Consider the following 22003-nt stretch of genomic DNA (forward strand, 5'->3'; position numbering starts at 1 on the left):
GACGCCGTGCGGGCCGTCTCGACGGAGCACCGGAGCGCGCCGATGCGGAGGGGTGTGTGAATTTGCTGCGTTTCCGCCCTCGCGGGCGCCCGCCGCCAACCCAGGCGACGGGGAGCGGTCATCTAACACAGAGCGGGGCCCGATTCAAGCTCGGCACGGTCCATGCCGGGCGGGCGCCCGGTCCCGAAAAGCCCGGTCAGGACGGGACCTTGCGGGCGGTCACCGCCGCGGCGGCGGGCCGGCGGGCCGCTTCCACCAGGTGAGCTCGATCCGCGCGCCGTCGTAGCCGCGCCAGGCGATCGGGCGCGTCGGCCGGCCGGGGCAGGGGTGGCGGGCGATCCGGGCGCCGAACGCGATCGCGCTGCCTCCGCAGTCCGGGCAGGCGAAGCGGGCGAGGAGATCCGCCCGCTCCGCCTCGGAGAAGGGCGCGTCGGCGGGCGGCGGGGCGTCCCCGGGGGCGGCCCCCGGGCCGGCGACGGCGGGGGCCCGGAGCGCGGGGCCGAGCAGCCCGCGCGCGCGGTATGCCTCGAGCTCCGCGATCTCCGCCGCCTCGCCGCCGAGCGCCCGGTCCGCGTCCGCGCGGGCGCCCGCCGCGCACGCAGGACACGCCGGGAAGCCGAGCGAGCGGACCGGGACGATGGCCACCGCGCCGTCCGCCTCCGCCCGCTCCCACTCCTCCCGCGCGTCGATCTCCACCGCCGGCACGCCGGCCGCGGCGAGCGCCGCCTCCTTCTCCGCCTCCACGGCGTGCGTGACCAGGACCTCGATCGCGAGCGCCGGCCGCCCGGCGCGCAGCACCAGCACGTCGGCGCGCAGCGGGCCGACCGCGCCCTCCGCGGCGGCGGCGTCCCCCTCGGCGGCGAGGTCGCGCGGCGCGAGGCGGCGGCACGAGGGGCAGCGCGCCAGCACGGTCACGGTGCGACGCCGCTCGAACGCCTCGGCGCAGAGCGCGAGCAGGCGCTCCTTCGCGTCGAGGTGGAGCGCCGTCTCCGGCGCGGTGAGCGGGCAGGCCGACCCGGGCGCGTGCGCGAAGTGGCGCGCCCGCACGCGGCCGAGGTGCGGGACGAGCGGCTCGCCGCAGCCGAGGCAGGTGAACGGGGCCAGCCGGCGCCGGTCGGCCGGGTCGAGCCGGCCGGCGTTCACCTTGCGGCCGTCGCGATCCCGCGCCCAGGCGAGCAGGACGTCCCCCCGCGCGCCGGCGCGCACCGGCGCGCGCACCTCGCCCGCCGCCGCGGCCGGATGGCCGGGGCGGGTTCGAGGCGAGGCGGGGCGGCGGCGCGGCACGGGACGAGAACCTAGCCGAGAACCGGGCCCGGATCCCCTCCCGGGCTCCTGCGGGCGCCGCGCCCGCGCGGTAGGGATGGCGCGGCGGCGCGCCCCGCGCCGGATGGTTCACGGAGGGAGAAATCCATGGCACTCGAGGTCGGCAAGAAGGCGCCGGACTTCGCGCTGCCCGACGAGGACGGGAACGTGGTGAAGCTCTCGTCGTTCAAGGGCAAGCGCGTGGTGGTGTTCTTCTACCCCAAGGCCAACACGTCGGGTTGAACGCAGGAGGCCAGCGACTTCCGGGACGAAGTCGATGCGTTCACGAAGAAGAAGGTCGCGGTGGTGGGCATCTCGAAGGACGCGCCCGCCGCGCAGAAGAAGTGGAAGGAGAAGCTCGGGCTGCCGTTCCCGCTCCTCTCCGACGCCGACACGGCCGTGCAGCAGGCCTGGGGCGTCTGGAAGGAGAAGAACATGTACGGCAAGAAGGTGATGGGGACCGAGCGGACCACCGTCGTCGTCGGGCCGGACGGCAAGGTCGAGCAGGTGTTCCCGAAGGTCAAGGTGGACGGGCACGTGGCCAGCGTGCTCGAGAGCCTGTAGATTCCGCGCGGCCGCGCCGCCTCCGTCCCGTGCGCGGGAGGGAGGCGCCCGCGGGCGCACGCCATGACCCGGAAGCCCCATCCGCAGCGCCCGCCGCGCAACGACCTCGTGGACGCCCTGGTGCTCGAGGTGCACGGCCTCGTGCACGACCAGGGCTGGCTCGCCGACCGGGCGCTGGAGCGCGTGCTCCGGCGCGAGCGCGCGCTGTGGGCGAACGAGCGCCGCGCGGTGGCGGAGGCGGTCTACGGGATCCTGCGCTCGCAGGGGCAGCTCGACTTCCTGCTCGGCGGCAGCCCGCCGCTCGCCACCCGCTACGCCGCCTGGCTGGTGCGGGGGGCCGGGGTCGGGCCGGCCCAGGCGGCGGCGCGGCTCGGCGCCGCGCCCCGCGCGCTCGCCGGGCTCGCCGAGGCGGACGCCCGCATCGCGGCCATCGCGGATCCGCTGGACCGCTTCGCCGTGGAGGCGTCGCTGCCGCGCTGGATCGCCGAGCGGCTGGTGTCGGAGCTGGGCGAGGCCGAGGCGCGCGCGCTCGCGGCGGTGCTGAACCGCCGGGCCCCGCTCACCGTGCGCGCGAACGCGCTCGCCGGCGACCGGGAGGCGCTCCGCGCGGCGCTCGCCGCCGAGGGCGTGCCGGCGGAGCAGACCCGGTTCTCGCCGTGGGGGCTCACGCTGGACGGCCACCAGAACGCGTTCGCGCTGGAGGCGTTCCGCACCGGCGGGTTCGAGATCCAGGACGAGGGCAGCCAGCTCATCGCGCTCGCCTGCGGCGCCCGCCCGGGTCAGGTGGTGGTGGACGCCTGCGCCGGCGCCGGCGGCAAGTCGCTCGCGCTCGCCGCCGAGATGCACAACAAGGGCTCGCTCCACGCGCTCGACAGCGACGCGGGCCGGCTCGAGGACGCGCGCCGTCGCGCCCGCCGCGCCCACGTGCACAACCTCCGGACCCGCGTCCTCCCGGCCGGCCCGGAGGCCGAGGCGGCGCTGACCGACCTCGCCGGCAAGGCGGACGTGGTGCTGGTGGACGCGCCCTGCAGCGGCCTCGGCACGCTGCGGCGCAAGCCCGACGCGCGCTGGCGCCTCCAGCCCGGCGACCCGGAGCGCTTCGCCGCGATCCAGCGGGAGCTGCTGGGCCGGTTCGCGCGCCTGGCGCGGCCCGGCGGGCGGATCGTCTACGCCACCTGCGCCATGGGCCGGACCGAGAACGACGACGTCGCCGACTTCGCCGAGCGCGAGCTCGGCCTCGCGCCCGCGCCGCTCGCGCCGTTCCTGGGCGCGGAGCGGGCCCGCGCGCTCGGCGCGTCCGAGAGCCGCTGCGCGCTGTACCCGCACCGCCACGGCACGGACGGCTTCTTCTTCGCGGCGTTCGCGAAGCGCGCGTAGCCGGGGACCTCGCGCATGCCGGAGCTCCCCGAGGTCGAGATCGCGGCGCGGAACCTGCGGCGCTGGGCCGAGGGCCGCCGCGTCGAGGAGGTCGGCTGGGATCCCCGCGCGCGCCGGATCTTCCGCCCGGCGACGCCGGCCGCGTTCGCCCGCGCGGTGGAGGGCGCCCGCTTCGCCGGCATCCGGCGCATCGGCAAGCACCTGCTCGTCTCGCTCGAGCGCGGCGGCGCGCCGGTCGGGCTGCTCGCGCACCTGGGCATGACCGGCAAGTGGGTGCTCCGCGCCGCGGGCGATCCGGCGCCGCGCCACGCGCGGGCCTGGCTGCGCCTGGAGGGCGACGGGGTGCTGCACTTCCAGGACTCGCGCCTGTTCGGCCGGCTCCGCACCGTGCCGGGCGCGCGCTTCGACGAGGTGCCGGAGGTCGCGGCGCTCGGGCCGGATCCGCTGGAGGACGGCATCGACCCGGCCGCGCTCGCCGGCGCGCTCGCGGCGAGCCGCCTGCCGCTGAAGGTGAAGCTCCTCGACCAGCGGCTCCTGCCCGGCGTCGGGAACATCCACGCCAGCGAGGCCTGCTACCGGGCCCGCCTCGACCCGCGCCGGCCGTCGCGCACGCTGTCGCGCGCCGGGGCGAAGGCGCTCGCCGCCGGCATCCTGGCCTCCTTCCGCATGACGCTCGACGCGGAGGACGGGCCGGAGATCACCTACGTCGAGGAGCCCGGGGCGGAGAACCCGTTCCTCGTGTACGCGCGCGAGGGCGAGCCCTGCCCGCGCTGCCGGAGGGCGGGCCGGACCTCGCCCATCCGGCGCATCGTGCAGGCGCAGCGCTCCACCTTCTTCTGCCCCCGCTGCCAGCGGTAGACTGCGGGCGATGCGCCCCGAGGACCTCGCCCGCCTGTCCGTCGCCGAGCTGCGCACGCGGCTCCTCGACCGCGGCGAGGCGCTGGGCGACGCGTGCGAGGCGGCGCTCGAGGCCGACCCGCGCGCCGGCGCGCGCGAGGTGCTGCGCCTCGTGCGCAAGCGGCGCCGCGAGAACCGGGCCGAGGGCCAGCGGCTCCGCCACCTGCTCCGCTACGAGGCGGAGCTCTGGGAGCGCGGCCTCGTGCACGTGGCCGGGGTGGACGAGGCCGGCATGGCCCCGCTGGCCGGGCCGGTGGTGGCCGGCGCCTGCGTGCTCCCGCGCGACTACCGGCCGCGCGGCATCGACGACTCGAAGCAGCTCGACCGCGCCGAGCGCGAGCGGCTGGCCGAGGACATCAAGCGGAACGCGGTCTGCTGGGCGGTGGCGCGCGCCGAGGTGGAGGAGATCGACCGGCTGAACGTCTACTGGGCGGGCATGCTGGCGCTGCGGCGCGCGGTGGACGGGCTCTCGGCGCGGCCGGAGCACCTGCTGGTGGACGCGCGCAAGCTGCCGGACCTGCCGTTCCCGCAGACGCCCATCGTGCACGGCGACGCGCTCTCGCTCACCATCGCCGCGGCCAGCATCCTCGCGAAGACCGCGCGCGACGCGCTCATGGCGGAGCTGGACCTCGCGCACCCGGGCTACGGGTTCGCGCGGCACAAGGGCTACCCCACCGCCGAGCACTTCGACGCGCTCGGGCGCCTGGGCGCCTGCCCCATCCACCGGCGGTCGTTCGCGCCGGTGCGCGTGGCGCTCGGCCTCGAGCCGGCGCAGGGCGACCTGTTCGCGCTGGCGGAGGCGGCCGTCGCGGAGGACGACTGAGGGCGACGGGGCGCGGCCCGCCCGCCTCCGCCGGAACTGTATTTGACGTAACCGCGGGTAATCGCTAGAACCAGCCCCGAGGACGAGCCCGACGGTGCAGGCGCGCTTCCCTCCGACCCGGGATTTCCCCCGGCGAGGGCGCCCCCCGATCCGGCGAACGCATGCACGAGCCATCCACGAAGAACGACCTTTTCCGTCCGGCGTACCCCGCAGAAGACCTCGAAGAGAACCGAGACCGCCGCCCGCCGCCGGGCCTGGCGCTCGATCCCCCCGAAGCCCCGCCGCCGGAGCACCCGCCCGAGATCCCCGTCGATCGCCTCGACGGCGACGCGCTGAAGGTGATCGCGCGGCTGCGGCACATGCACCACCAGGCCTACCTGGTGGGCGGCTGCGTCCGCGACCTGCTGCTCGGCGCGACCCCCAAGGACTTCGACGTCGCGACCGACGCCCACCCCGGCGAGGTCCGCGCGATCTTCCGCAACTGCCGCCTCATCGGCCGCCGCTTCCGCCTGGCGCACGTGTACTTCCGCGCCGGCAAGGTGATCGAGGTCGCCACCTTCCGGAAGAACCCGACCGACGTCGCCGAGGACGTGGGCGAGGGCGAGGGCGACCTGCTCATCACCCGGGACAACGTCTTCGGCACGGCCGAGGAGGACTCGGTCCGCCGCGACTTCACCGTGAACGGCCTGTTCTACGACGTCGCCACCGGCGAGGTGATCGACTACGTGGGCGGGCGCGCCGACCTCGAGGCGCACCGGATCTCGACCATCGGCGATCCCGAGATCCGCATGCGCGAGGACCCGGTGCGGGCGCTGCGCGCGGTCCGGTTCGCGGCGCGCCTCGGGTTCACCATCGCGCCGGACACGTTCGAGGCGATGCGGCGGACGGCCGGCGAGCTGGCGCGCTGCGCGCCGGCGCGGGTGCTGGAGGAGACGTTCAAGCTGCTCCGCTGCGGCGGGTCGGCCCGCGCGTTCGAGCTGTTGCGCGCCTGCGGCGCGCTGCCGGTGATCCTGCCCGCGCTCGGCGCGGCGCTCGAGACCTGGGACGACGGGCGGCGCCGCGCGTTCTTCGCGCACCTCGCCGCGCTCGACCGGCTGGTCCGCTCCGGCGCGGAGGTCTCCGAGGCGGTGCTGCTCGGCGCGCTGCTCATGCACCTCGGCGCCGACGCGCCCCGCGCCGGCCGCCCGGACGCGGACGCCGGCGCGCCGCGCTGGGACGAGGCCGACGCGTTCCTCGCCTCGCTCGTCCAGACGGCCCGGCTGCCGCGCAAGGTGGCCGAGCGCATCCGGCTCGCGCTGCAGGCGCAGCGGCAGCTCGAGGAGCCGGGCAAGCGCCGGCGGCGCCGCGGGCGCGGCCCGGCCGGCCAGACCTACTTCCAGGACGCGCTGCAGCTCCTCGAGATCCGCGTGCGCGCCACCGGCAGCGGCGGCGAGGCGCTGGAGCGCTGGACGGCCGAGGCGCCGCACGCCCATCCGGCGGCGGAGCGCCCGGGCCGCGCCGGCCCGCGCGAGGACCGCCGCGACCACCGCCGCGAGGGCGCGGCGCCGCGCCGGCCCGACCGCGACGAGGGCGCGGTGCGCGAGGTGGTGATCCCGGTCGAGGCCGCCGAGGCCGCCGACGAGGCGGGCGAGGAGGTCCGCGAGGTCGAGTCCTCGGCCGCCGGCGACGCCGGGGAGGGCGAGGCGTCGCAGGGCGGGCGCCGCAGGCGCCGCCGCCGGGGCGGGAAGCGCCGCCGCCGCCGCGGGGCCGGGGCGTCCGGGCCGGACGGGGGCGCGCAGGTGCCGCCCGCCGAGGCCGGCGGGCAAGGGTGAGCGCGCGGGGGAATCCTCCGCAACACCGCCGCCTTGACCGACCCCACGGCACCCGGTACAACCCGCCGACCATGGCGAGCGAGAAAGCCTCCAACCCGAAGGCCCGTTACCAGCGCATCCTGCTCAAGCTCTCGGGCGAGGCGCTCATGGGCGACGGCAAGTACGGCATCTCGCCGAAGACCCTCACCTCGATCGCCCACGACGTGAAGGACGTGGTGGACCTCGGCGTCGAGGTCGCGCTCACCATCGGCGGCGGCAACATCTTCCGCGGCGTGTCGGGCGCGACCGAGGGGATGGACCGCTCCTCGGCCGACTACATGGGCATGCTCGCCACGGTGATCAACTCGATGGCGCTGCAGGACGCGCTCGAGAAGATCGGCGTGCCGACCCGCGTGCAGTCCGCCATCGAGATGCACCAGGTGGCCGAGCCGTACATCCGCCGCCGCGCCATCCGCCACCTGGAGAAGGGGCGGGTGGTGATCTTCGCCGCCGGCACCGGCAACCCCTACTTCACCACCGACACCGCCGCCTCGCTCCGCGCCATGGAGATCCACGCGGACGTGCTGCTCAAGGCGACCAAGGTGGACGGCGTCTACACCGACGATCCGAAGAAGAACCCGGCGGCGACCAAGTTCAAGCAGCTCAGCTACATCGACGTCCTGAAGAAGAACCTGAAGGTGATGGACTCCACCGCCATCAGCCTCTGCATGGACAACGACCTCCCCATCGTCGTGTTCGACCTCACCCAGCGCGGGAACGTGCGCAAGGTCGTGCTCGGCGAGGAGATCGGGACCACCGTGGGGCGCCCCAGCGCCCGCAACGCGTAGCCGCGGCAAGGAGACGGCCATGGGCACCATCGCAGACGACATCCTCGGCGACCTGCACGGGCGAATCCTCAAGACGCTCGACCAGCTCCGCACCGACCTCTCGGCGGTCCGCACCGGGCGCGCCTCGCTCCACCTGCTCGACAACGTCCGGGTGGACTACTACGGCACGCCCACGCCGCTGAACCAGGTGGCGACGATGTCCGTGCCCGAGGCGCGGCTCATCGTGGTGAAGCCCTGGGAGAAGTCGATGATCCCGCCGATCGAGAAGGCGATCCGGGAGGCGAACCTGGGCCTCAACCCCATGAGCGACAAGGACCTCGTCCGCGTCCCGATCCCCGCGCTCACCGAGGAGCGCCGCAAGGAGATCGTGAAGCAGGTGAAGCACAAGGGCGAGGAGCACAAGATCGCCGTGCGCAACGTGCGCCGCGAGGCGAAGGAGCTCATCGAGGTCGCGGAGAAGGACGGCGACATCTCGGGCGACGACGCCGAGAAGGCGCTCGAGAAGATGCAGAAGGAGACCGACGACGGCGTGAAGAAGATCGACGAGATCGTCGCCGCCAAGGAGAAGGACGTCCTCCAGGTCTGAGCGGGCGCGCCGTGGCCCGCTCCCCCGCCGCGCTCCTCCTGCTGCTCGGCCCGCTGCTCGCGCTCGGCTTCGCCGCGGGCGCGGTGCGCGCGCTCGCCGCCCGGCCCGACCTCCCGGCCCGCCGCCGGCGGGCGCTGTCCGCCGCCTGGGTGCTCCTGCTGCTCGCCGGCGCGCCGCTCTGGCTGGTCGCCGCGGCGCTGCTCGGGTTCTGGTGAGCGCGGCCCGGGGCGCCGGCTAGAAGACCATCCCCGCCAGCGCGATCGCCCACAGCGCGTGGCCGATGCCGCCGAGCATGGCGAGCCGCCGCGCCGGCGCGGTCGCGGCCGCGAGGTCGCCCGAGGCCACCGCTCCCTCCACCCGGCGCCAGGCCGGCATGGAGGCGAACCCGACCACCAGCAGGCGCGCCAGCGTGGCGGCGAAGCCGACCAGGATGCCGGTGCGCGGGTGGCCGCCGTCGACCCCGATGAGCAGCACGCCGGTCACCAGCACCGCGAAGCCGGCGTACAGGTCGAGCTTGAGCGCGGGGCGGGCGCGGGCGGCGAGCTGCTCCACGAACGGGCGGCCCAGCGCGACCGTGCGCTTCACGTCGCCCGGGACCCACAGGGCGGCGCCGATCCAGGTGGCGGCGGACAGGATGTGCAGGAAGACCAGCAGCTCTCTCACGATGGCGTTCTCCTCGCTGGCGCTGAACCTAGCGCGGGAGCGCGCCGCCGGCCGGTCCCAACCGGGATGCGTCACCGGGGGTCATCAACGGTCCGTGAAACGGAGGCGGCCCGCACCCGCCCCGCGAGCGGGGGAGCGCGGGCCGCCGGGCGCCGCGAGGACGCGGGCCGCTAGTCCCAGTAGCCGCCGATGCGGCCCTCCACGATCGTGAACGTCTTGTCGTGCGTCACGCCGGCCGCGTCGGGCACCTCGACGATGCGCGCGAGCACGCCCGCCTCGACGAACGCGCCCAGGCCCATCACGCCGAGGCGCACGCCGAGCGCGCCGCCGTAGCCGATCTTGACCGGCTCCTCGACGAGCGAGTTCACCGTCATGATGCCGCGCAGGTAGACCGGGAACAGCGGCGGCGACACCACCAGCATCGGGCGCAGGTCGACGTCGAACTTCGAGTCCTCGACGTCGCCCAGGTTCGCGACCGCGCCCAGCTCGAGCTTCAGCATGTCCGCGAAGCCGTAGCCGGCGGTGAGCATCACGTTGGTGGGGATCCGCTCGGTGGGCGACGGATCGATCCGGGCGCCGCTGCCGACCGACAGCTCGAGCAGGCCGCCGGCGCGGGCGGCCGCCGGCGCGCCGAGGAGCGCGAGCGCGAGGACGGACCAGGCGAACTTCGTCATGAAGCCTCCTTCCGCGGCCGCGACGGCGGCCGATCGGGCGGCCGAGTGTATGCCGGGCCTCGCGCGCGGCGAAGCGCCGCGCGCGGCGACGGTGCGGGGGGAGGTGGGTGCGACGCCGCCGCGGTGCGCGGCCGTCAGTAGCGGTAGCCCTGGGCGATGGGGAAGCGGCGCCCCTCGCCGAACGCCTTCTCGCTCACCTTCAGCACCGGCGCCGCCTGCCGGCGCTTGTACTCGCTCTGCACCACCATGCGCAGCACGCGGCGGACGGTGGCCTCGTCGTGCCCGCGCGCCACGATGGCCTCGAGCGGCCGGCGCTCCTCCACGTAGGCCTGCAGGATGTCGTCGAGCACGTCGTACGGCGGCAGCGAGTCCTGGTCGAGCTGGCCCGGCTTCAGCTCGGCCGAGGGCGGCTTCGTGAAGGTGCGCTCCGGGACGAGCGTCCGGCCGGCGCGCGCGTTCGCGGCGCGGGCCACCCGGTACACCAGCGTCTTCGGCACGTCGCCGATGGCGGCGAGGCCGCCGGCCATGTCGCCGTAGAGCGTGCAGTAGCCGACCGCGATCTCGCTCTTGTTGCCGGTGGTGAGCACCAGCGCGCCGGTGTCGTTCGAGATCGCCATCAGGATCTGGCCGCGGATGCGGGCCTGGACGTTCTGGTCGGCGAGGTCGCAGAGCGGCGGCGCGCCGTCGGCGGCGAGCGCCGCGAGGAAGGCGGCGTGCATCGGCTCGATGCCGATCTCGCGGAAGCCGACGCCCAGGTTGCGGGCCAGCTCGGCCGCGTCCTCGCGCGAGTGGCCGGAGCTGTAGCGGGAGGGCATCGCCACGCCGAGGACGTTCTCCGCGCCGAGCGCCTCGGCGGCGACGCAGGCGGTGAGCGCCGAGTCGATGCCGCCGGAGAGCCCGACCACGGCCTGCCGGAACCCGCACTTGCGCACGTAGTCGCGGACGCCCATCACCAGCGCGCGGAGCACCTCGTCGGCCTGCGGATCCGCGGGCGGCGCCGGCGGCGGCGGCAGCGGGCGGCCGTCGAGGCCGAGCGCGAGCGGCGCGCCGCCGTCGAGGTCGCAGACCAGCACCACCTCCTCGAACAGCGGCGCCCGCGCCAGCACCGCGCCGTCGCGCGCGAGGAGCATCGACCCGCCGTCGAACAGCAGGGCGTCGTTCCCGCCCACCTGGTTCACGTAGGCGATGGGCGCGCCGTGGTCCCGCGCGCTGGCCGAGAGCATGCGCTCGCGCAGCGGCGCCTTGCCCATCGCGTACGGCGAGGCGGAGACGTTCACCACCAGCCCCGCCCCGGCGCGCACCAGGTCGGCGATGGGATCGCGCGCGTAGCGGGGGCGGTCCCAGAAGCGCTGGTCGTTCCAGATGTCCTCGCAGACCGAGAGGCCGAGCGGCACGCCCAGCCCCTCGGGCGCGGCGGCGGTCGTCGAGGCGCCGGCCGGGAGGAAGTAGCGGGTCTCGTCGAACACGTCGTAGGTGGGCAGCAGCGACTTTCGCCCCACCGCCGCCACCCGGCCCTCCGAGATCAGCGCCGCGGCGTTGTACACGCCGGGGGGCGGCGCGCCGGCGGGCGCCTCGGGGAAGCCGACCACGAGCGCGATGCCCTTCGACCAGGCGGCCGGGCGGGCGAGCTCCTCGAGCGCCTGCCGGGCGCGCTCGAGGAAGTCGGGCAGGTCGAGCAGGTCTCGCGGCGGGTAGCCGCACACCGTCAGCTCGGGGAACACGGCGAGGGCGGCGCCGGCGTCGCGGGCGACCTCGGCGGCGGCCCGCACCCGGGCGGCGTTGCCGGCGAAGTCCCCCACCGTCGTGTTCACCTGCGCGAGCGCGATGCGTCCGGAACGGGCCATGGGAGAGGATGCTACATTAGGAGCCATCGTGCCGCGCCGCATCCTGGTCGCCGAGGCCTCCGCGCCGCTCCTCGCGCCGCTGCGCCGGCCGCTCCGCGCCGCCGGCGTGGAGCTGGACGCGATCTCGCCCGCGGCGGCCTCGGGGCGGCTCGGGCCCGCCTCGCACGTCGCCGCCATCGTGCCTGGCGGCGCCGCCGGCGCCGAGGCGGTGCGCGCGATCCGGGCGGCCGATCCGCTGCTGCCGGTGATCGCGCTGTTCGCCGACGAGGCCGAGGCCGCCGCCGCGGCGCAGGGCGAGGCGCTGGGCGCCGACGGCGCGCTGGTGGCGCCGGTGGGGCCGGCCGCGGTGGTGGGGGCCTGCCGGCTGGCGGAGCGGCTCCGGGCGGCCACGGCGCGGGCGGTGGAGGCGGACGCGCGCCGCCTCGCGGCGGAGGCGCCGCGCCACGCCGCCGACCTCGAGTTCCTGAAGCGGCTGCTGCCGCTCGAGGTGAAGCGCTCGCGCCGCTACGGGTACCCGGTGTCGATCGCGCTCGTGGCGGTGGACCGGTTCGCGGAGGTGGCCGGGCGGCTCGGCCCGCACGGCCGCACCGCGGTGCTGGCCGAGGTGCTCGGGCTGCTGGCCGCGTCGGTGCGCGACATCGACCTCGCCGCGCCGTTCGCCGGCGAGCGGTTCGTGGTGCTCATGCCGCACACGCGCGCCGAGGGCGGGCTGCAGGTGGCCCGGCGGCTCTGCGCGCGCATCCGCGAGCGCGGCGCCGGCGAGGGGATCACCGTGAGCGCCGGGGTGGCCGGGCACGACGGCGGCGGGACGGTCTCGTTCGCCGGCCTGGTGAAGCGCGCCGCCGAGGCGCTCACGCGCGCGCGCGCCGCGGGCGGGGACCGGGCCGAGCCGGCGGAGCCGCCCCGCCCCCGCGACCGCATCGTCATGGGGTGACCGCATGCGCCGCTCGCTCGCCGCCGCCCTCGCCGCCGCCCTCGCCGCCGCCCTCGCCGCCGCCCTCGCCGCCGCCCTCGCGGCGCTAGCCTCCGCCGGCGGGCTGGCGGGGTGCCGCCGCGCCGGCCCCGAGCTGCCCGAGGTCCGCCTGCACGCCTCGCCCGACCTGCCGGGCGAGGTGGTGCGCGACCTCGCCGCCCGCTTCGCGGTGGCGCGGGTGGTGCTCGTGCCCCGCGCCGAGGACGCGGAGGTGGCCTGGGCCTCGGATCCCGCGGCCCTCCTCGCGCTGGCGCCGAGGCTCGTGCCGGGCAGCGCCGCGCCCGATCCGGCCACCGCGCGGTTCGCCGATCCGCAGGGGCGCTTCGCGCCGGTGGCGGCGCGCGCGCGGGTGCTGCTCGTGGCCCGGGACGGGCGCCTGCCGGTGGATCCCGTCAACCTGCGCGACCTCGCCGATCCGCGCCTGCGGGGCCGCATCGCGCTCGCGCACCCATCGCGCGGCGCCGGGCCGGCGACCTGCGCGGCCCTCTCGCTCGTCTACGGCGAGGCGAGCGTGGGACGCTTCCTGCGCCTCGTCGCGGCGAACGCGCCGGTGGTCGTGGGCTCGGACGCGGAGGTGCGCGCGGCGGTGGCGGCGGGGCGCGCCGCGGTGGGCCTGGCCGGCTCGGTGGACGGCGCCGCCGGCGCGGCGAGCGCGGCCGCCCTGCGCGTGGTCTACCCGGACCAGGCCGGGCGCGGGGCGGTGGTGCTGCCGACCGCGGCGGCGGCGCTCGCGCCGGCGGGCGGGGGCGCGCCCTCGCCCGCGGCGGCACGGCTGGTGGCCTGGATGGCGGGGCGGGACGCGGAGCGGATCCTGGTGGCGCGCGCGCCGGGGCTCCTGCCGCTGCGCCCCGAGACCCCGGTGCCGGTCGGCGTCGAGCCGGCCGGCAACCTGCGCGCGCTCTCGCTCGACTGGGACCGGCTCGCCGCGGAGGCGGCCCGGCTCGCGCCGCTGCTCGAGCGCTGGCCGGACGGGTTCGCCGCGGCGGGGCACGGGCGCGCGGGCGCGACGGAAGCGGCGTCCCCCGAGGGACGGCCGGGGCGCGCCGATCACGCACCGTGAACGTTCTCCGCGCGTCTGGACGGACGCAGGGTCTGGGTCAGGCTGGGTCGCCCGGACACCCTTCACGGAGTGTATGCGACCGAGTTTCGCGCCCCATAAGGGGCCTCGCGGTTCAGCCCGGCAGGGTTATCTCACCCGCCCCGGGTGGGATGAAAATCAAAAATCCACCTTGGGAACGCCTGCTTACGTAGCAGTCCCGTTTGGGGGCTAGAAACCATAGGGGGCGTTATTATCGTCGGGATCGCCAGCAACGGGCGACCAAGCAGGGGCGTGCGAAGGCCTCCCTGGTTCGGCCGACCGGGTAGATGCTGGGTGACATGCCCCACAGCGGGCACTTCCGGGGAAGGAATCACGATGGCTCAGATCGATATCGAGATCCTCACGCCGTTCGCCGCCAAGTTCATGGAGGGCACCAGCCTCACGCCGGCCGAGCGGGCCGAGGTGCTCCGCATCGCGCAGGGGTTCGCGTGCAAGGACTCGGCGGCCGCCGCCGGCGTCTCGCCCGAGACGATCCGCGCCCGCCGCAAGCGCATCTACCGCAAGCTCGACGTCCCCGGCTCCGGCGAGCTGCTCGCGAGCCTGCTCTCGCTCTCGCTGAAGATGCTGGCGAAGGGCGAGCGGATCGAGCCGCGCCCGGTGGCCCCGGCCCAGCCGCAGCCGGCCGCCGCGACGACCAGCAGCGCCGTCATGGCGCGCTAGCCGAACGCGCTCCCGACCCGGACGTCTCCAGCGTCTGGCGGGCCGCCCCAGCGTGGCGGCCCGCCGGGCGCGTCTCACGCCTCACGCCGACGGAGGGGCCCGCCCCGCGCGGCGCGGCCCCCGTCCCCCCCCGACCGCAGCGCTCACCCCGCCAGCCAGCGCGCCACGCGCCCGGCCACCTGCGCCGGCGTGAAGCCGTAGTCCTCGGCGAGCGCCTTCTCCGGCGCGCTCGAGCCGAAGCGCTCGATCCCGAGCACCAGGCCGTCGCGGCCGGCGAGCTGCCACCACTCCGTGCCCCGCGCCGCCTCCACCACCGCCACCCGCTGGCCGGGCGGCACCACCTCGTCGCGCCAGGCCTTCGGCTGCGCGAGGAAGCACTCCAGGCACGGGATCGACGCGAGCCGGCCCACCACGCCCTGCTTCGCGAGCGCCTCGAGCGCGGCCTGCGCGAGCGGCACCTCCGAGCCGGTGGCGGCGAGCGTGAACGTGGCGCCCGCGGGCGCGTCCACCAGGTAGCCGCCGCGGAGGATCGCCTCCGGGTCGAGCGGCACCGACCGCTTCACCGGCGCGAGCTTCTGCCGGGTGAGGACGAGCGCGGTGGGGCCGTCGCGGCGCTGGAGCGCGTGGGCCCAGGCGGCGGCGGTCTCCTCCGGATCGGCGGGGCGGCAGACGTGCAGGTTCGGGATGGCCCGCAGCGCGGTGAGGTGCTCGATCGGCTGGTGCGTGGGGCCGTCCTCGCCGAGGAAGATCGAGTCGTGCGTCCAGACGTAGATCGCTTGCAGCTTCGAGAGCGCGGCGAGCCGGACCGGCGGGCGCATGTAGTCGGCGAACTGCAGGAACGTGCCGACGAACGGGACGAACAGGCCGTCGTACGCGAGGCCGTTCGCGATCGCGCCCATGGCGTGCTCGCGGATGCCGAAGTGGACGTTGCGGCCGGCGAAGCTGCCCGGCGCGACCGAGCCCGCGCCCTTGATCTCGGTGAGGTTCGACTCGGCGAGGTCCGCCGACCCGCCCACCAGGCACGGCACGAGCGGCGCGATCTTCTGCAGGATGGCCTGCGACACCTTGCGCGTCGCGTCCGGCGCGGGCAGCTCGGCGCGGGCGCGATCCAGGATCCGCTCCGGCACCCAGCGCTCCACGTGCGCGTCGAGCAGCGCCGCCTGCTCCGGGTTGGCGGCGCGCCAGGCGTGCTCGGCCGCGCTCCAGGCCTGCTTCTGCGCGGCCTTCTCGGCGCGGACCTCGGCCCAGTAGGCGCGGACGTCGTCCGGGACGAGGAAGCGCGGCTCGAGCGGCCACCCCAGCGCCTTCTTGGTGGCCTCCAGCTCCGCCTCGCCGAGCGGCGCGCCGTGCACGCTCGACTTGCCCGCCTTGCCGGGCGAGCCGAAGCCGATGGTGGTGTGCACGCGGACGAGGCTCGGGCGGCCCAGCTCGGCCTTCGCCGCCTGGATGGCGCGGTCGATGCCGTCGAGGTCGCGGCCGTCCACCGACTGCACGTGCCAGCCGTACGCCTCGAAGCGCTTCGTCACGTCCTCGCCGGAGAACGTGATGCTGGTCTTGCCGTCGATGGTGATGCCGTTGTCGTCGTACAGGTAAACGAGGCGGCCGAGCTTGTGGTGGCCGGCGAAGCTGGCCGCCTCGGCGGACACGCCCTCCATCAGGTCGCCGTCGGAGACGATCGCGTAGACGAACGCGTCCGCGACCGGGTTCGCGGGCCCGAGCTTCGCCGAGAGCATGGCGTGGCCGAGCGCGAAGCCCACGCCGTTCGCGAAGCCCTGGCCGAGCGGGCCGCTCGTGATCTCCACGCCGGGCAGGTGGCCGTACTCCGGGTGGCCGGGCGTGCGCGAGTGGAGCTGGCGGAACTTCTTCAGGTCGTCGAGCGTGCAGTCGAAGCCGGCCAGGTGGAGCAGCGAGTACAGCAGCATCGAGCCGTGGCCGGCGGAGAGGAGGAACCGGTCGCGGCCGAGCCAGCGCGGCTCGGCCGGGTCGAACCGCAGGTGGCGCGTCCAGAGGACGAAGGCCATGTCCGCGGCGCCCATGGGCATGCCGGGGTGGCCGCTGTTCGCCTGCTGCACGCCGTCGGCGGCGAGCATGCGGATGGTGTTCACGGCCTTCTCGACGAGCTCGGGGCGAGCGTTCGGCACGGGGACTCCTCGCGGGGGTGGGAAGAGGTGCGGAACATCGCCCACCGCACCGGCGAGATCAAGGGGGGCGTCAGCCCCGCCCGCCACCGCCCCGGCCCCAGCGCGCCCCGAGGGCGCGGAGGACGCGGGCGCCCAGCTCGAGCGGGCCCGGCCCGCCGCCCAGCCCCTCCGCCTCGAGCCGCCGCCGCTCGCGCTCGCCCACCTCCTGCGCCAGCGCCTCGCCGAGCGCGCGGCGGGCTCCTGCCTCCTCGGCCTCCTCCCGGGCGAACGCCTCCCGGCGCGCGGCGGCCGCGCGCGCCTCCTCGCCGGCCTGTCGCGCGCGCTCGACCCGGAGCCGCTCGTCGGCGGCCCGCTGCTCCGGGGTGTCGAGCGCGGCGCCGCAGCCCGGGCACTCCACCGCGAGCGCGTGGCTGTCCATGCCGCAGCGGAGGCACCGCGTGAACGGGAGGCGGTCGCCGCGGTCGAGGAGCTGGAGCGCGGGCTCCGGCTCCGCGCCGAAGCGCTCCAGCCGCGCGCCGGTGGCGGAGGGCCCGGCCGCCGCGGGCCCCGGGGGCTGGACCGCGCCGAAGCGCGCGGCGCGGTCCGCGGCGCCGGTCGCCGGGTCGGGCGCGGCGCCGCCGTCGCGCGGGCGCTCGAGGTGCAGGAAGCGGCGGAGGCGGGAGGGCACGGGAGTCGGTCAGCCGGCGGCGGGCGCGGAGGCGGGGCGGGTGCGGGTGCGCGCCCACTCGCGCAGGCGCGCGATGTCCTCGCGCATGGTGGTGGAGAGCGGGAGCGACTCGCGCACCGCGCGCTCGACGTGCGCCTGCGCGAGGTCCACGCCCTCGGCGAACGCGTCGTACAGGCCGGAGACCACCGCCTGCTCGATCTCGGCGCCGCTGAAGCCCTCGCTGGCGGCGGCCAGGGCGTCGAGGTCGAAGCGGGCCGGGTCGCGGCGGCGCCGCGCCAGGTGGATCTGGAAGATCTCGCGCCGCTCCGCCGCGAGCGGGAGGTCGATGAAGAAGATCTCGTCGAAGCGTCCCTTGCGCAGGAGCTCGGGGGGCAGCTGCTCGATGCGGTTCGCCGTCGCGACCACGAACACCGGCGCGGTCTTCTCCTGCAGCCAGGTGAGCAGCGCGCCGAAGACGCGCGCGGTGACGCCGCCGTCGCTCACCCCCGACGACTGCGTCCCGGAGAGCCCCTTCTCGATCTCGTCCACCCACAGCACCACCGGCGCGACGCTCTCGGCCACGCGGATGGCGCGGCGCAGGTTCTCCTCCGACGAGCCCACCAGGCCGCTGAAGATCCGGCCCATGTCGAGCCGGAGGAGCGGCAGGCGCCACTGCGCCGCGACGGCCTTCGCGGTGAGGCTCTTGCCGCAGCCCTGCACGCCGAGGAGCAGCAGGCCCTTCGGCTCGGGGAGCCCGAACCGGCGGGCCGCCTCGGAGAACGCCGCCCCGCGGCGCCCGAGCCAGGCCTTCAGGCTCGCCATGCCGCCCACGCCCGCCAGCCGCGCGTCGGTCGCGAAGTACTCGAGCAGGCCGCTCTTGCGGATCACCTGCCGCTTCTCCTCGAGCACGAGCGGCACGTCGTCGCGCGAGAGCCGGCCGTCGGTGGCGATGGCCTTCGCGAACGCGCTCTCCGCCTCGGAGAGCGTGAGCCCGAGCGCGGCCTGGATCAGCTGATCGGCGTCGTCCTGGTTCAGCTCGACCTGGGCGCGCCCGCTCTGGCGCACCACCCCCACGATCTCCTTCAGCAGCTCGAGCAGGTCGCGGTAGCCGGGCAGCGGCACGTCGAGGACCGAGAGCTCCTTCTCGATCTCCGGCGGGATGACGAGCGTGGGCGAGAGCAGGATGACGGTGGTGTAGGTGGCCTTCAGCGCGTGCCCGAGCTCGCGCAGCCCCCGCACCACCGCCGGATCCGACAGGAACGGGTGGAAGTCCTTCAGCACCACCAGCGCCGGCTCGGCGAGCTGCTCGATCGCCGCGAGCGCCGCGAGCGGATCCTTCGCGTCCTCCGGCGCCGGGCCCCGGGTGCCGCCGAGCCGCCGGAAGCCGCGGGCGACGGACCAGCCGAGCAGGGCCTTCCCGTGGCGGTCGGCGAGGCCGTCGAGGATGGCCTCCAGGCGCTGCTCCTCGGAGGTGACGAGGTAGACGAGCGGGTAGCGGGCCCGCACCAGCGTGTCGAGCTCCTGCACGAAGGCGGGCTGGGGGCGCGGCGCGGCGCCGGGGGCGGACATGCGCGCGAGTGTAGCAGCCGGCGCGCGTCAGGGCGCCTCGAGCCAGGCCAGCGCGGCGGAGGCCGGGCCGAGGTCCACCGCGGCGATGGTCCCGGGCCGCACCTCCAGGCCACGCCCGGCGGCGAGCGCCACCGCCTCGGCGACCTCGGGGTTGTGGCCCACCAGCGCGGCGCCGTCGCCGGCCGCGCGCGCCAGCGCCAGCAGCTCCGCGCCGCCGCAGGCGCCGGCGGCGAGCCGCGGGTCCTCCTCGACCGGCGCGCGCGCCGCCGCCGCGAGCAGGCCGGCGGTCTCGCGGGCGCGGACGAGCGGGGAGGCGAGCACGCCGCGGATCGCGAGCCGCGCGCGCAGGCGCGCCACCAGCGCGGCGAACCCCTCGCGCCCCTCGGGCGTCAGCCGGCGGGCGTCGTCGTCGCCGGCGCTCGCCTCCGCCCTGGCGTGGCGGACGAGGTAGACGCGGATGGGCGGCATGGCGGCTCCTGGTTCACTCCGAGGCGAGCAGCGCGACCGGGAAGTCCGCGAACAGGTCGGCGAGCGCCGGCGCGTCCCCGCGGTGCACGGTGCCGGTTACCACGTCCACCCACCGGGCCGCGAGCCCGCCGAGGGGGAGCCGCCCCTCCCACCGCGGCGCGCCGCCGCCCTGGTCCTGCAGCCGGAGCACCAGCCGCGGCACCGCGCACGCCACCGCCCGGCCGCCGAGCGTGCGCGCGAAGGCGACCACGTGCCCCGCCAGCGGTCCCTCCGCCGCGAGCGGGCGGTGGTCGCCCTCGAGGAGCAGCGTGCGCTCGCGGCGGCGCAGCCGGAGCCCCTCCGCGAGCAGGAGCAGCTTCGCCTCGCCGCCGGCGAGCGCGTCCGGCGCGGAGAGGCGGCGGGCCAGCGCGCGGCGCGCCTCCGGCCCGCGCGCGAGCTCGGCCTGGATGGCCTCGAGCGCGCGCGCCCGGCGGGCCCAGTCCACCGGCCGCCGGTTGTCGGGATCGACGAGCGAGAGGTCCCACAGCTCGGTGCCCTGGTAGACGTCGGGGATCCCGGGGGCCGCCAGCTTCAGCGCCACCTGCGCGAGCGACGAGATCCGCCCGGCCCGCGCCGCCCGCTCCGCCAGCGCGCCGAGGTCGCGCAGGAACGCGCGCGAGGACAGCGCGCCCGCCACGAAGCCGCGCACGCCGCCCTCGTAGTCCTCGTCCGGATGCGTCCAGCTGGTGTGGACCTTCGCCTCCCGGAGCGCCTTCTCCATGTAGGCCTGGATCCGGCCCACGTACTCGGCGTGCGCGGGCGTGCCCGGGGTGAGGCCGCCGTCGGGGAAGGTGCCGAGCAGCGTCTGGTACAGCAGGAACTCGTCGCGCCGGTCCGGCGCGGTGCGGCCCTCCAGGCGGCGGACGTGGGCGCGGTTGACCCGGGCCCAGCGCGACACCGCGGCCCGCAGCTCGCCCGGCAGCTCGGACAGCGCCGAGATCCGCGCCCGGACGTCCTCGCTGCGCTTCGTGTCGTGGGTCGAGCTGGCGGAGAGCGAGCCCGGGAAGCGCGCGCGCCGCTCGGCGAGCAGCGCGTGCAGCTCGTCCGGCGAGGTGCCGAAGCGATCCGGGTCGGCGCCCACCTCGTTCAGCGAGACGAGCCGGACGAAGCAGTAGAACGCGGTGTCCTCGACGGCCTTCGCGGTCACCGGCCCGGTGGCCTGCTGCAGCTTCAGGGCGAACTCCAGCCACGCGGCGCGCGCCGCGTCGGGCAGGCCCTCCGGGTAGCGCTGCAGGAGCACGTCGCGGAGGAAATCGTAGATCGACGGATCCACCACCGGGCTGCGCCGCCGGGCCCGGGCGATCGTCGCCTCCACGTACGCCCGGTCGCGCGCGTCCACCTCGCGGCGGCGCGTGACGTAGGTGCGGTAGACCGGGAACAGCGCCACGTACTCCACCAGCGCGCGGGTGAGCTCGTTCAGCGTGAAGTCGCGGGTGCGCCGGTCGGTCTCGCTGATCCGCGACAGCCGGTGCGCGAGCATGTTGATCTCGCTCGCCATCGACGACGACATCACCAGCCGCTTCTTCTCCTCCACGGTGCGCCGGTAGTCCTGCCGCCCGCCGGCCACGCGCGCGTACAGCGCGTCGAAGGCCCGCTGCGCGGCGGGATCGACGAACAGCCCGTTCACCGCGGCCAGGAACTCGTAGCCGGTGGTGCCGTCCACGTCCCAGCCCTCCGGCAGCCGCTCGCCGGCCGCCAGCACCTTCTCGGCGACGACGTAGAGCGGCCGCGCCGGGAGCCCGCCCCCCTCCAGCGCCGCGAAGATCCGCTCCAGCAGCAGCGCCTCGGCGCCGTTCTCGAGCGCCGTCCCGCGCGCGCGCGCCAGGGCGCGGGCGCGCTCGGCGAGGTAGCACGCCTGCAGCCGCCGGAAGTAGGCCGCCGGGGCGTAGAGGCCGTCGGGGTGGTCGATGCGCAGGCCGGTGGCGTCGCCGTCGCGCAGGAGCGCCAGCACCCGCCGGTGCGCCTCGGCGAACACCCGGGGCTCCTCCATGCGCAGCGCCGCGAGCGCGTTCACGTCGAAGAAGCGCCGGTAGTTGATCTCCTCGCCCGCCACCCGCCAGAAGGCGAGCCGGTAGGCCTGCGCGTCGAGCAGGCGCTGGAGGAGGTCGAAGCTGCGCGGGTCGCCGGGCGTGCCGTTGAAGGCGGCCACGTTCTCGTCCACGAAGGCCCGCACCGCCGGGCTCGCGTCGTAGAGCGCGGCCAGCCGCCGCTTCGCGACCTCCTTCTCCCTCGCGCGCTCCGCCACCGCCTCGGGCCGGGTCTCGCTGCGCGGCGCCAGCTTGTCGAGCGCGGTGCAGATCGACTCCAGCTCCTGCAGGCTCGGGTCCTCCGGGCCGAGCGCCTCGCGCAGCCGCTCGATCCCGTGCCGCAGGACGAGCGGCACCGAGCGCGGCGCCACCGGGAACGCGTGGTCGAAGTAGCGGATCGCGAGCGCGCCGCCGTCGCGCGCCAGGCGCAGCTCGCCCCGCTCCAGCACCCGGCCGAACTGGTCGCCCAGCACCGGCACCAGCACCTTGTTGGCGAGCTCGGACTTGAGCGGCGTCCAGTCCACGTCGAACGCGGGGGCGTGCACCGAGGAGGGCCCGTTCTCGAGCAGGTCCATCCACCACGCGTTCCAGGGGCCGATGCCCATGTGGTTGGGCACGTAGTCGAGCAGGATGCCCATCCCGCGCGCGCGGCAGGCCGCGGCGAGCCGCGCGTAGCCCTCCTCGCCCCCGAGCTCCGGGTCGAGCCGCGCGTGGTCCACCACGTCGTAGCCGTGCGTGGAGCCCGGCGCCGAGGCGAGCACCGGCGAGAGGTAGAGGTCGGACACGCCGAGCGCGTCGAGGTAGGGCACCAGCGCGGCGGCGGCGTCGAAGCCGAAGCCGGGGTGGAGCTGCAGCCGGTACGTCGAGGCCGGCCGGGGCGTCACGCCCTCGCCGCGGGCGAGCGCCTCGGCGAGCGCGCCCAGGAGCTCCTCGACCTTCGCCGCGTTCGCCGCGCCCGCCCCGTTCTCCGCCCCCACCCGCCCCCCTTCGCCGCGCCCTGCGGCCCGCGCCGG

At 76.5% G+C, this 22003-nt stretch carries 20 protein-coding genes; 11 read left to right on the forward strand and 9 right to left on the reverse strand.

Going from position 1 to position 22003, the window contains the following annotated elements; all coding sequences use genetic code 11:
- Window positions 1-219: 219 nt before the first annotated feature.
- The gene (locus tag ADEH_RS01415) at window positions 220-1284 is read right to left on the reverse strand and encodes a competence protein CoiA family protein (protein WP_011419333.1); all 1065 of its coding nucleotides are present in this window, start codon (window positions 1282-1284) and stop codon (window positions 220-222) included.
- 126 nt (window positions 1285-1410) lie between these two features.
- Here ADEH_RS01415 and bcp point away from each other — a divergent pair, with 126 nt between their 5' ends.
- The 8 genes from bcp to ADEH_RS01455 all read left to right on the forward strand — a co-directional run bounded on the left by bcp (window position 1411) and on the right by ADEH_RS01455 (window position 8402).
- Window positions 1411-1866 carry a thioredoxin-dependent thiol peroxidase gene (gene bcp, locus ADEH_RS01420; RefSeq protein ID WP_081436889.1) on the forward strand — a complete coding sequence of 152 codons (456 nt, stop codon included), beginning with the start codon at window positions 1411-1413 and terminating at the stop codon, window positions 1864-1866.
- 63 nt (window positions 1867-1929) lie between these two features.
- A complete protein-coding gene (locus ADEH_RS01425) occupies window positions 1930-3243 on the forward strand; it encodes an RsmB/NOP family class I SAM-dependent RNA methyltransferase (protein ID WP_011419335.1) in 1314 nt (437 codons plus the stop codon).
- 15 nt (window positions 3244-3258) lie between these two features.
- Window positions 3259-4101, forward strand: a complete 843-nt coding sequence (locus tag ADEH_RS01430) for an Fpg/Nei family DNA glycosylase (protein ID WP_011419336.1) — start codon at window positions 3259-3261, stop codon at window positions 4099-4101.
- A gap of 1 nt (window position 4102) precedes the next feature.
- On the forward strand, window positions 4103-4963 hold the full coding sequence (locus ADEH_RS01435) for a ribonuclease HII (RefSeq protein WP_420042226.1): 861 nt from the start codon (window positions 4103-4105) through the stop codon (window positions 4961-4963).
- 161 nt (window positions 4964-5124) lie between these two features.
- A complete protein-coding gene (gene pcnB / locus ADEH_RS01440) occupies window positions 5125-6774 on the forward strand; it encodes a polynucleotide adenylyltransferase PcnB (RefSeq protein WP_011419338.1) in 1650 nt (549 codons plus the stop codon).
- 71 nt (window positions 6775-6845) lie between these two features.
- Window positions 6846-7601, forward strand: coding sequence for a UMP kinase (pyrH, locus tag ADEH_RS01445; protein WP_011419339.1), 756 nt, complete (start codon window positions 6846-6848; stop codon window positions 7599-7601).
- 19 nt (window positions 7602-7620) lie between these two features.
- Complete coding sequence (gene frr / locus ADEH_RS01450) at window positions 7621-8187, forward strand: ribosome recycling factor (RefSeq protein WP_011419340.1); 567 nt, start codon at window positions 7621-7623, stop codon at window positions 8185-8187.
- An 11-nt stretch (window positions 8188-8198) separates the two neighbouring features.
- A complete protein-coding gene (locus ADEH_RS01455; protein ID WP_011419341.1) occupies window positions 8199-8402 on the forward strand; it encodes a hypothetical protein in 204 nt (67 codons plus the stop codon).
- Window positions 8403-8421: 19 nt separating this feature from the next.
- Here ADEH_RS01455 and ADEH_RS01460 read toward each other — a convergent pair whose 3' ends face one another.
- The 3 genes from ADEH_RS01460 to ADEH_RS01470 all read right to left on the reverse strand — a co-directional run bounded on the left by ADEH_RS01460 (window position 8422) and on the right by ADEH_RS01470 (window position 11368).
- A complete protein-coding gene (locus ADEH_RS01460) occupies window positions 8422-8850 on the reverse strand; it encodes a hypothetical protein (RefSeq protein ID WP_011419342.1) in 429 nt (142 codons plus the stop codon).
- 170 nt (window positions 8851-9020) lie between these two features.
- Window positions 9021-9524, reverse strand: a complete 504-nt coding sequence (locus ADEH_RS01465; RefSeq protein ID WP_011419343.1) for a hypothetical protein — start codon at window positions 9522-9524, stop codon at window positions 9021-9023.
- 134 nt (window positions 9525-9658) lie between these two features.
- Complete coding sequence (locus ADEH_RS01470) at window positions 9659-11368, reverse strand: NAD+ synthase (protein WP_011419344.1); 1710 nt, start codon at window positions 11366-11368, stop codon at window positions 9659-9661.
- A gap of 28 nt (window positions 11369-11396) precedes the next feature.
- On the opposite strand from ADEH_RS01470, the gene ADEH_RS01475 reads away from it, so the two are divergent.
- The 3 genes from ADEH_RS01475 to ADEH_RS01485 all read left to right on the forward strand — a co-directional run bounded on the left by ADEH_RS01475 (window position 11397) and on the right by ADEH_RS01485 (window position 14100).
- Window positions 11397-12302: a GGDEF domain-containing protein gene (locus tag ADEH_RS01475; protein ID WP_011419345.1), complete on the forward strand. Its 906-nt coding sequence runs from the start codon at window positions 11397-11399 to the stop codon at window positions 12300-12302.
- A 4-nt stretch (window positions 12303-12306) separates the two neighbouring features.
- Complete coding sequence (locus tag ADEH_RS01480) at window positions 12307-13401, forward strand: ABC transporter substrate-binding protein (RefSeq protein WP_011419346.1); 1095 nt, start codon at window positions 12307-12309, stop codon at window positions 13399-13401.
- A gap of 354 nt (window positions 13402-13755) precedes the next feature.
- A complete protein-coding gene (locus ADEH_RS01485; protein WP_011419347.1) occupies window positions 13756-14100 on the forward strand; it encodes a LuxR C-terminal-related transcriptional regulator in 345 nt (114 codons plus the stop codon).
- A gap of 143 nt (window positions 14101-14243) precedes the next feature.
- Here the strand turns inward: ADEH_RS01485 and tkt are convergent, their stop codons facing one another.
- The 5 genes from tkt to ADEH_RS01510 form a co-directional block, all read right to left on the reverse strand.
- The gene (gene tkt / locus ADEH_RS01490) at window positions 14244-16241 is read right to left on the reverse strand and encodes a transketolase (protein ID WP_011419348.1); all 1998 of its coding nucleotides are present in this window, start codon (window positions 16239-16241) and stop codon (window positions 14244-14246) included.
- Between the two features lie 70 nt (window positions 16242-16311).
- The gene (locus ADEH_RS01495; protein ID WP_011419349.1) at window positions 16312-16908 is read right to left on the reverse strand and encodes a hypothetical protein; all 597 of its coding nucleotides are present in this window, start codon (window positions 16906-16908) and stop codon (window positions 16312-16314) included.
- Window positions 16909-16917: 9 nt separating this feature from the next.
- On the reverse strand, window positions 16918-18456 hold the full coding sequence (locus tag ADEH_RS01500; RefSeq protein ID WP_011419350.1) for an AAA family ATPase: 1539 nt from the start codon (window positions 18454-18456) through the stop codon (window positions 16918-16920).
- A gap of 27 nt (window positions 18457-18483) precedes the next feature.
- Window positions 18484-18924: a SixA phosphatase family protein gene (locus ADEH_RS01505; RefSeq protein ID WP_011419351.1), complete on the reverse strand. Its 441-nt coding sequence runs from the start codon at window positions 18922-18924 to the stop codon at window positions 18484-18486.
- 13 nt (window positions 18925-18937) lie between these two features.
- Window positions 18938-21967: a malto-oligosyltrehalose synthase gene (locus tag ADEH_RS01510; protein ID WP_011419352.1), complete on the reverse strand. Its 3030-nt coding sequence runs from the start codon at window positions 21965-21967 to the stop codon at window positions 18938-18940.
- Window positions 21968-22003: the final 36 nt, after the last annotated feature.

It is taken from the genome of Anaeromyxobacter dehalogenans 2CP-C (genome assembly GCF_000013385.1).
Lineage (GTDB): Bacteria > Myxococcota > Myxococcia > Myxococcales > Anaeromyxobacteraceae > Anaeromyxobacter > Anaeromyxobacter dehalogenans_B.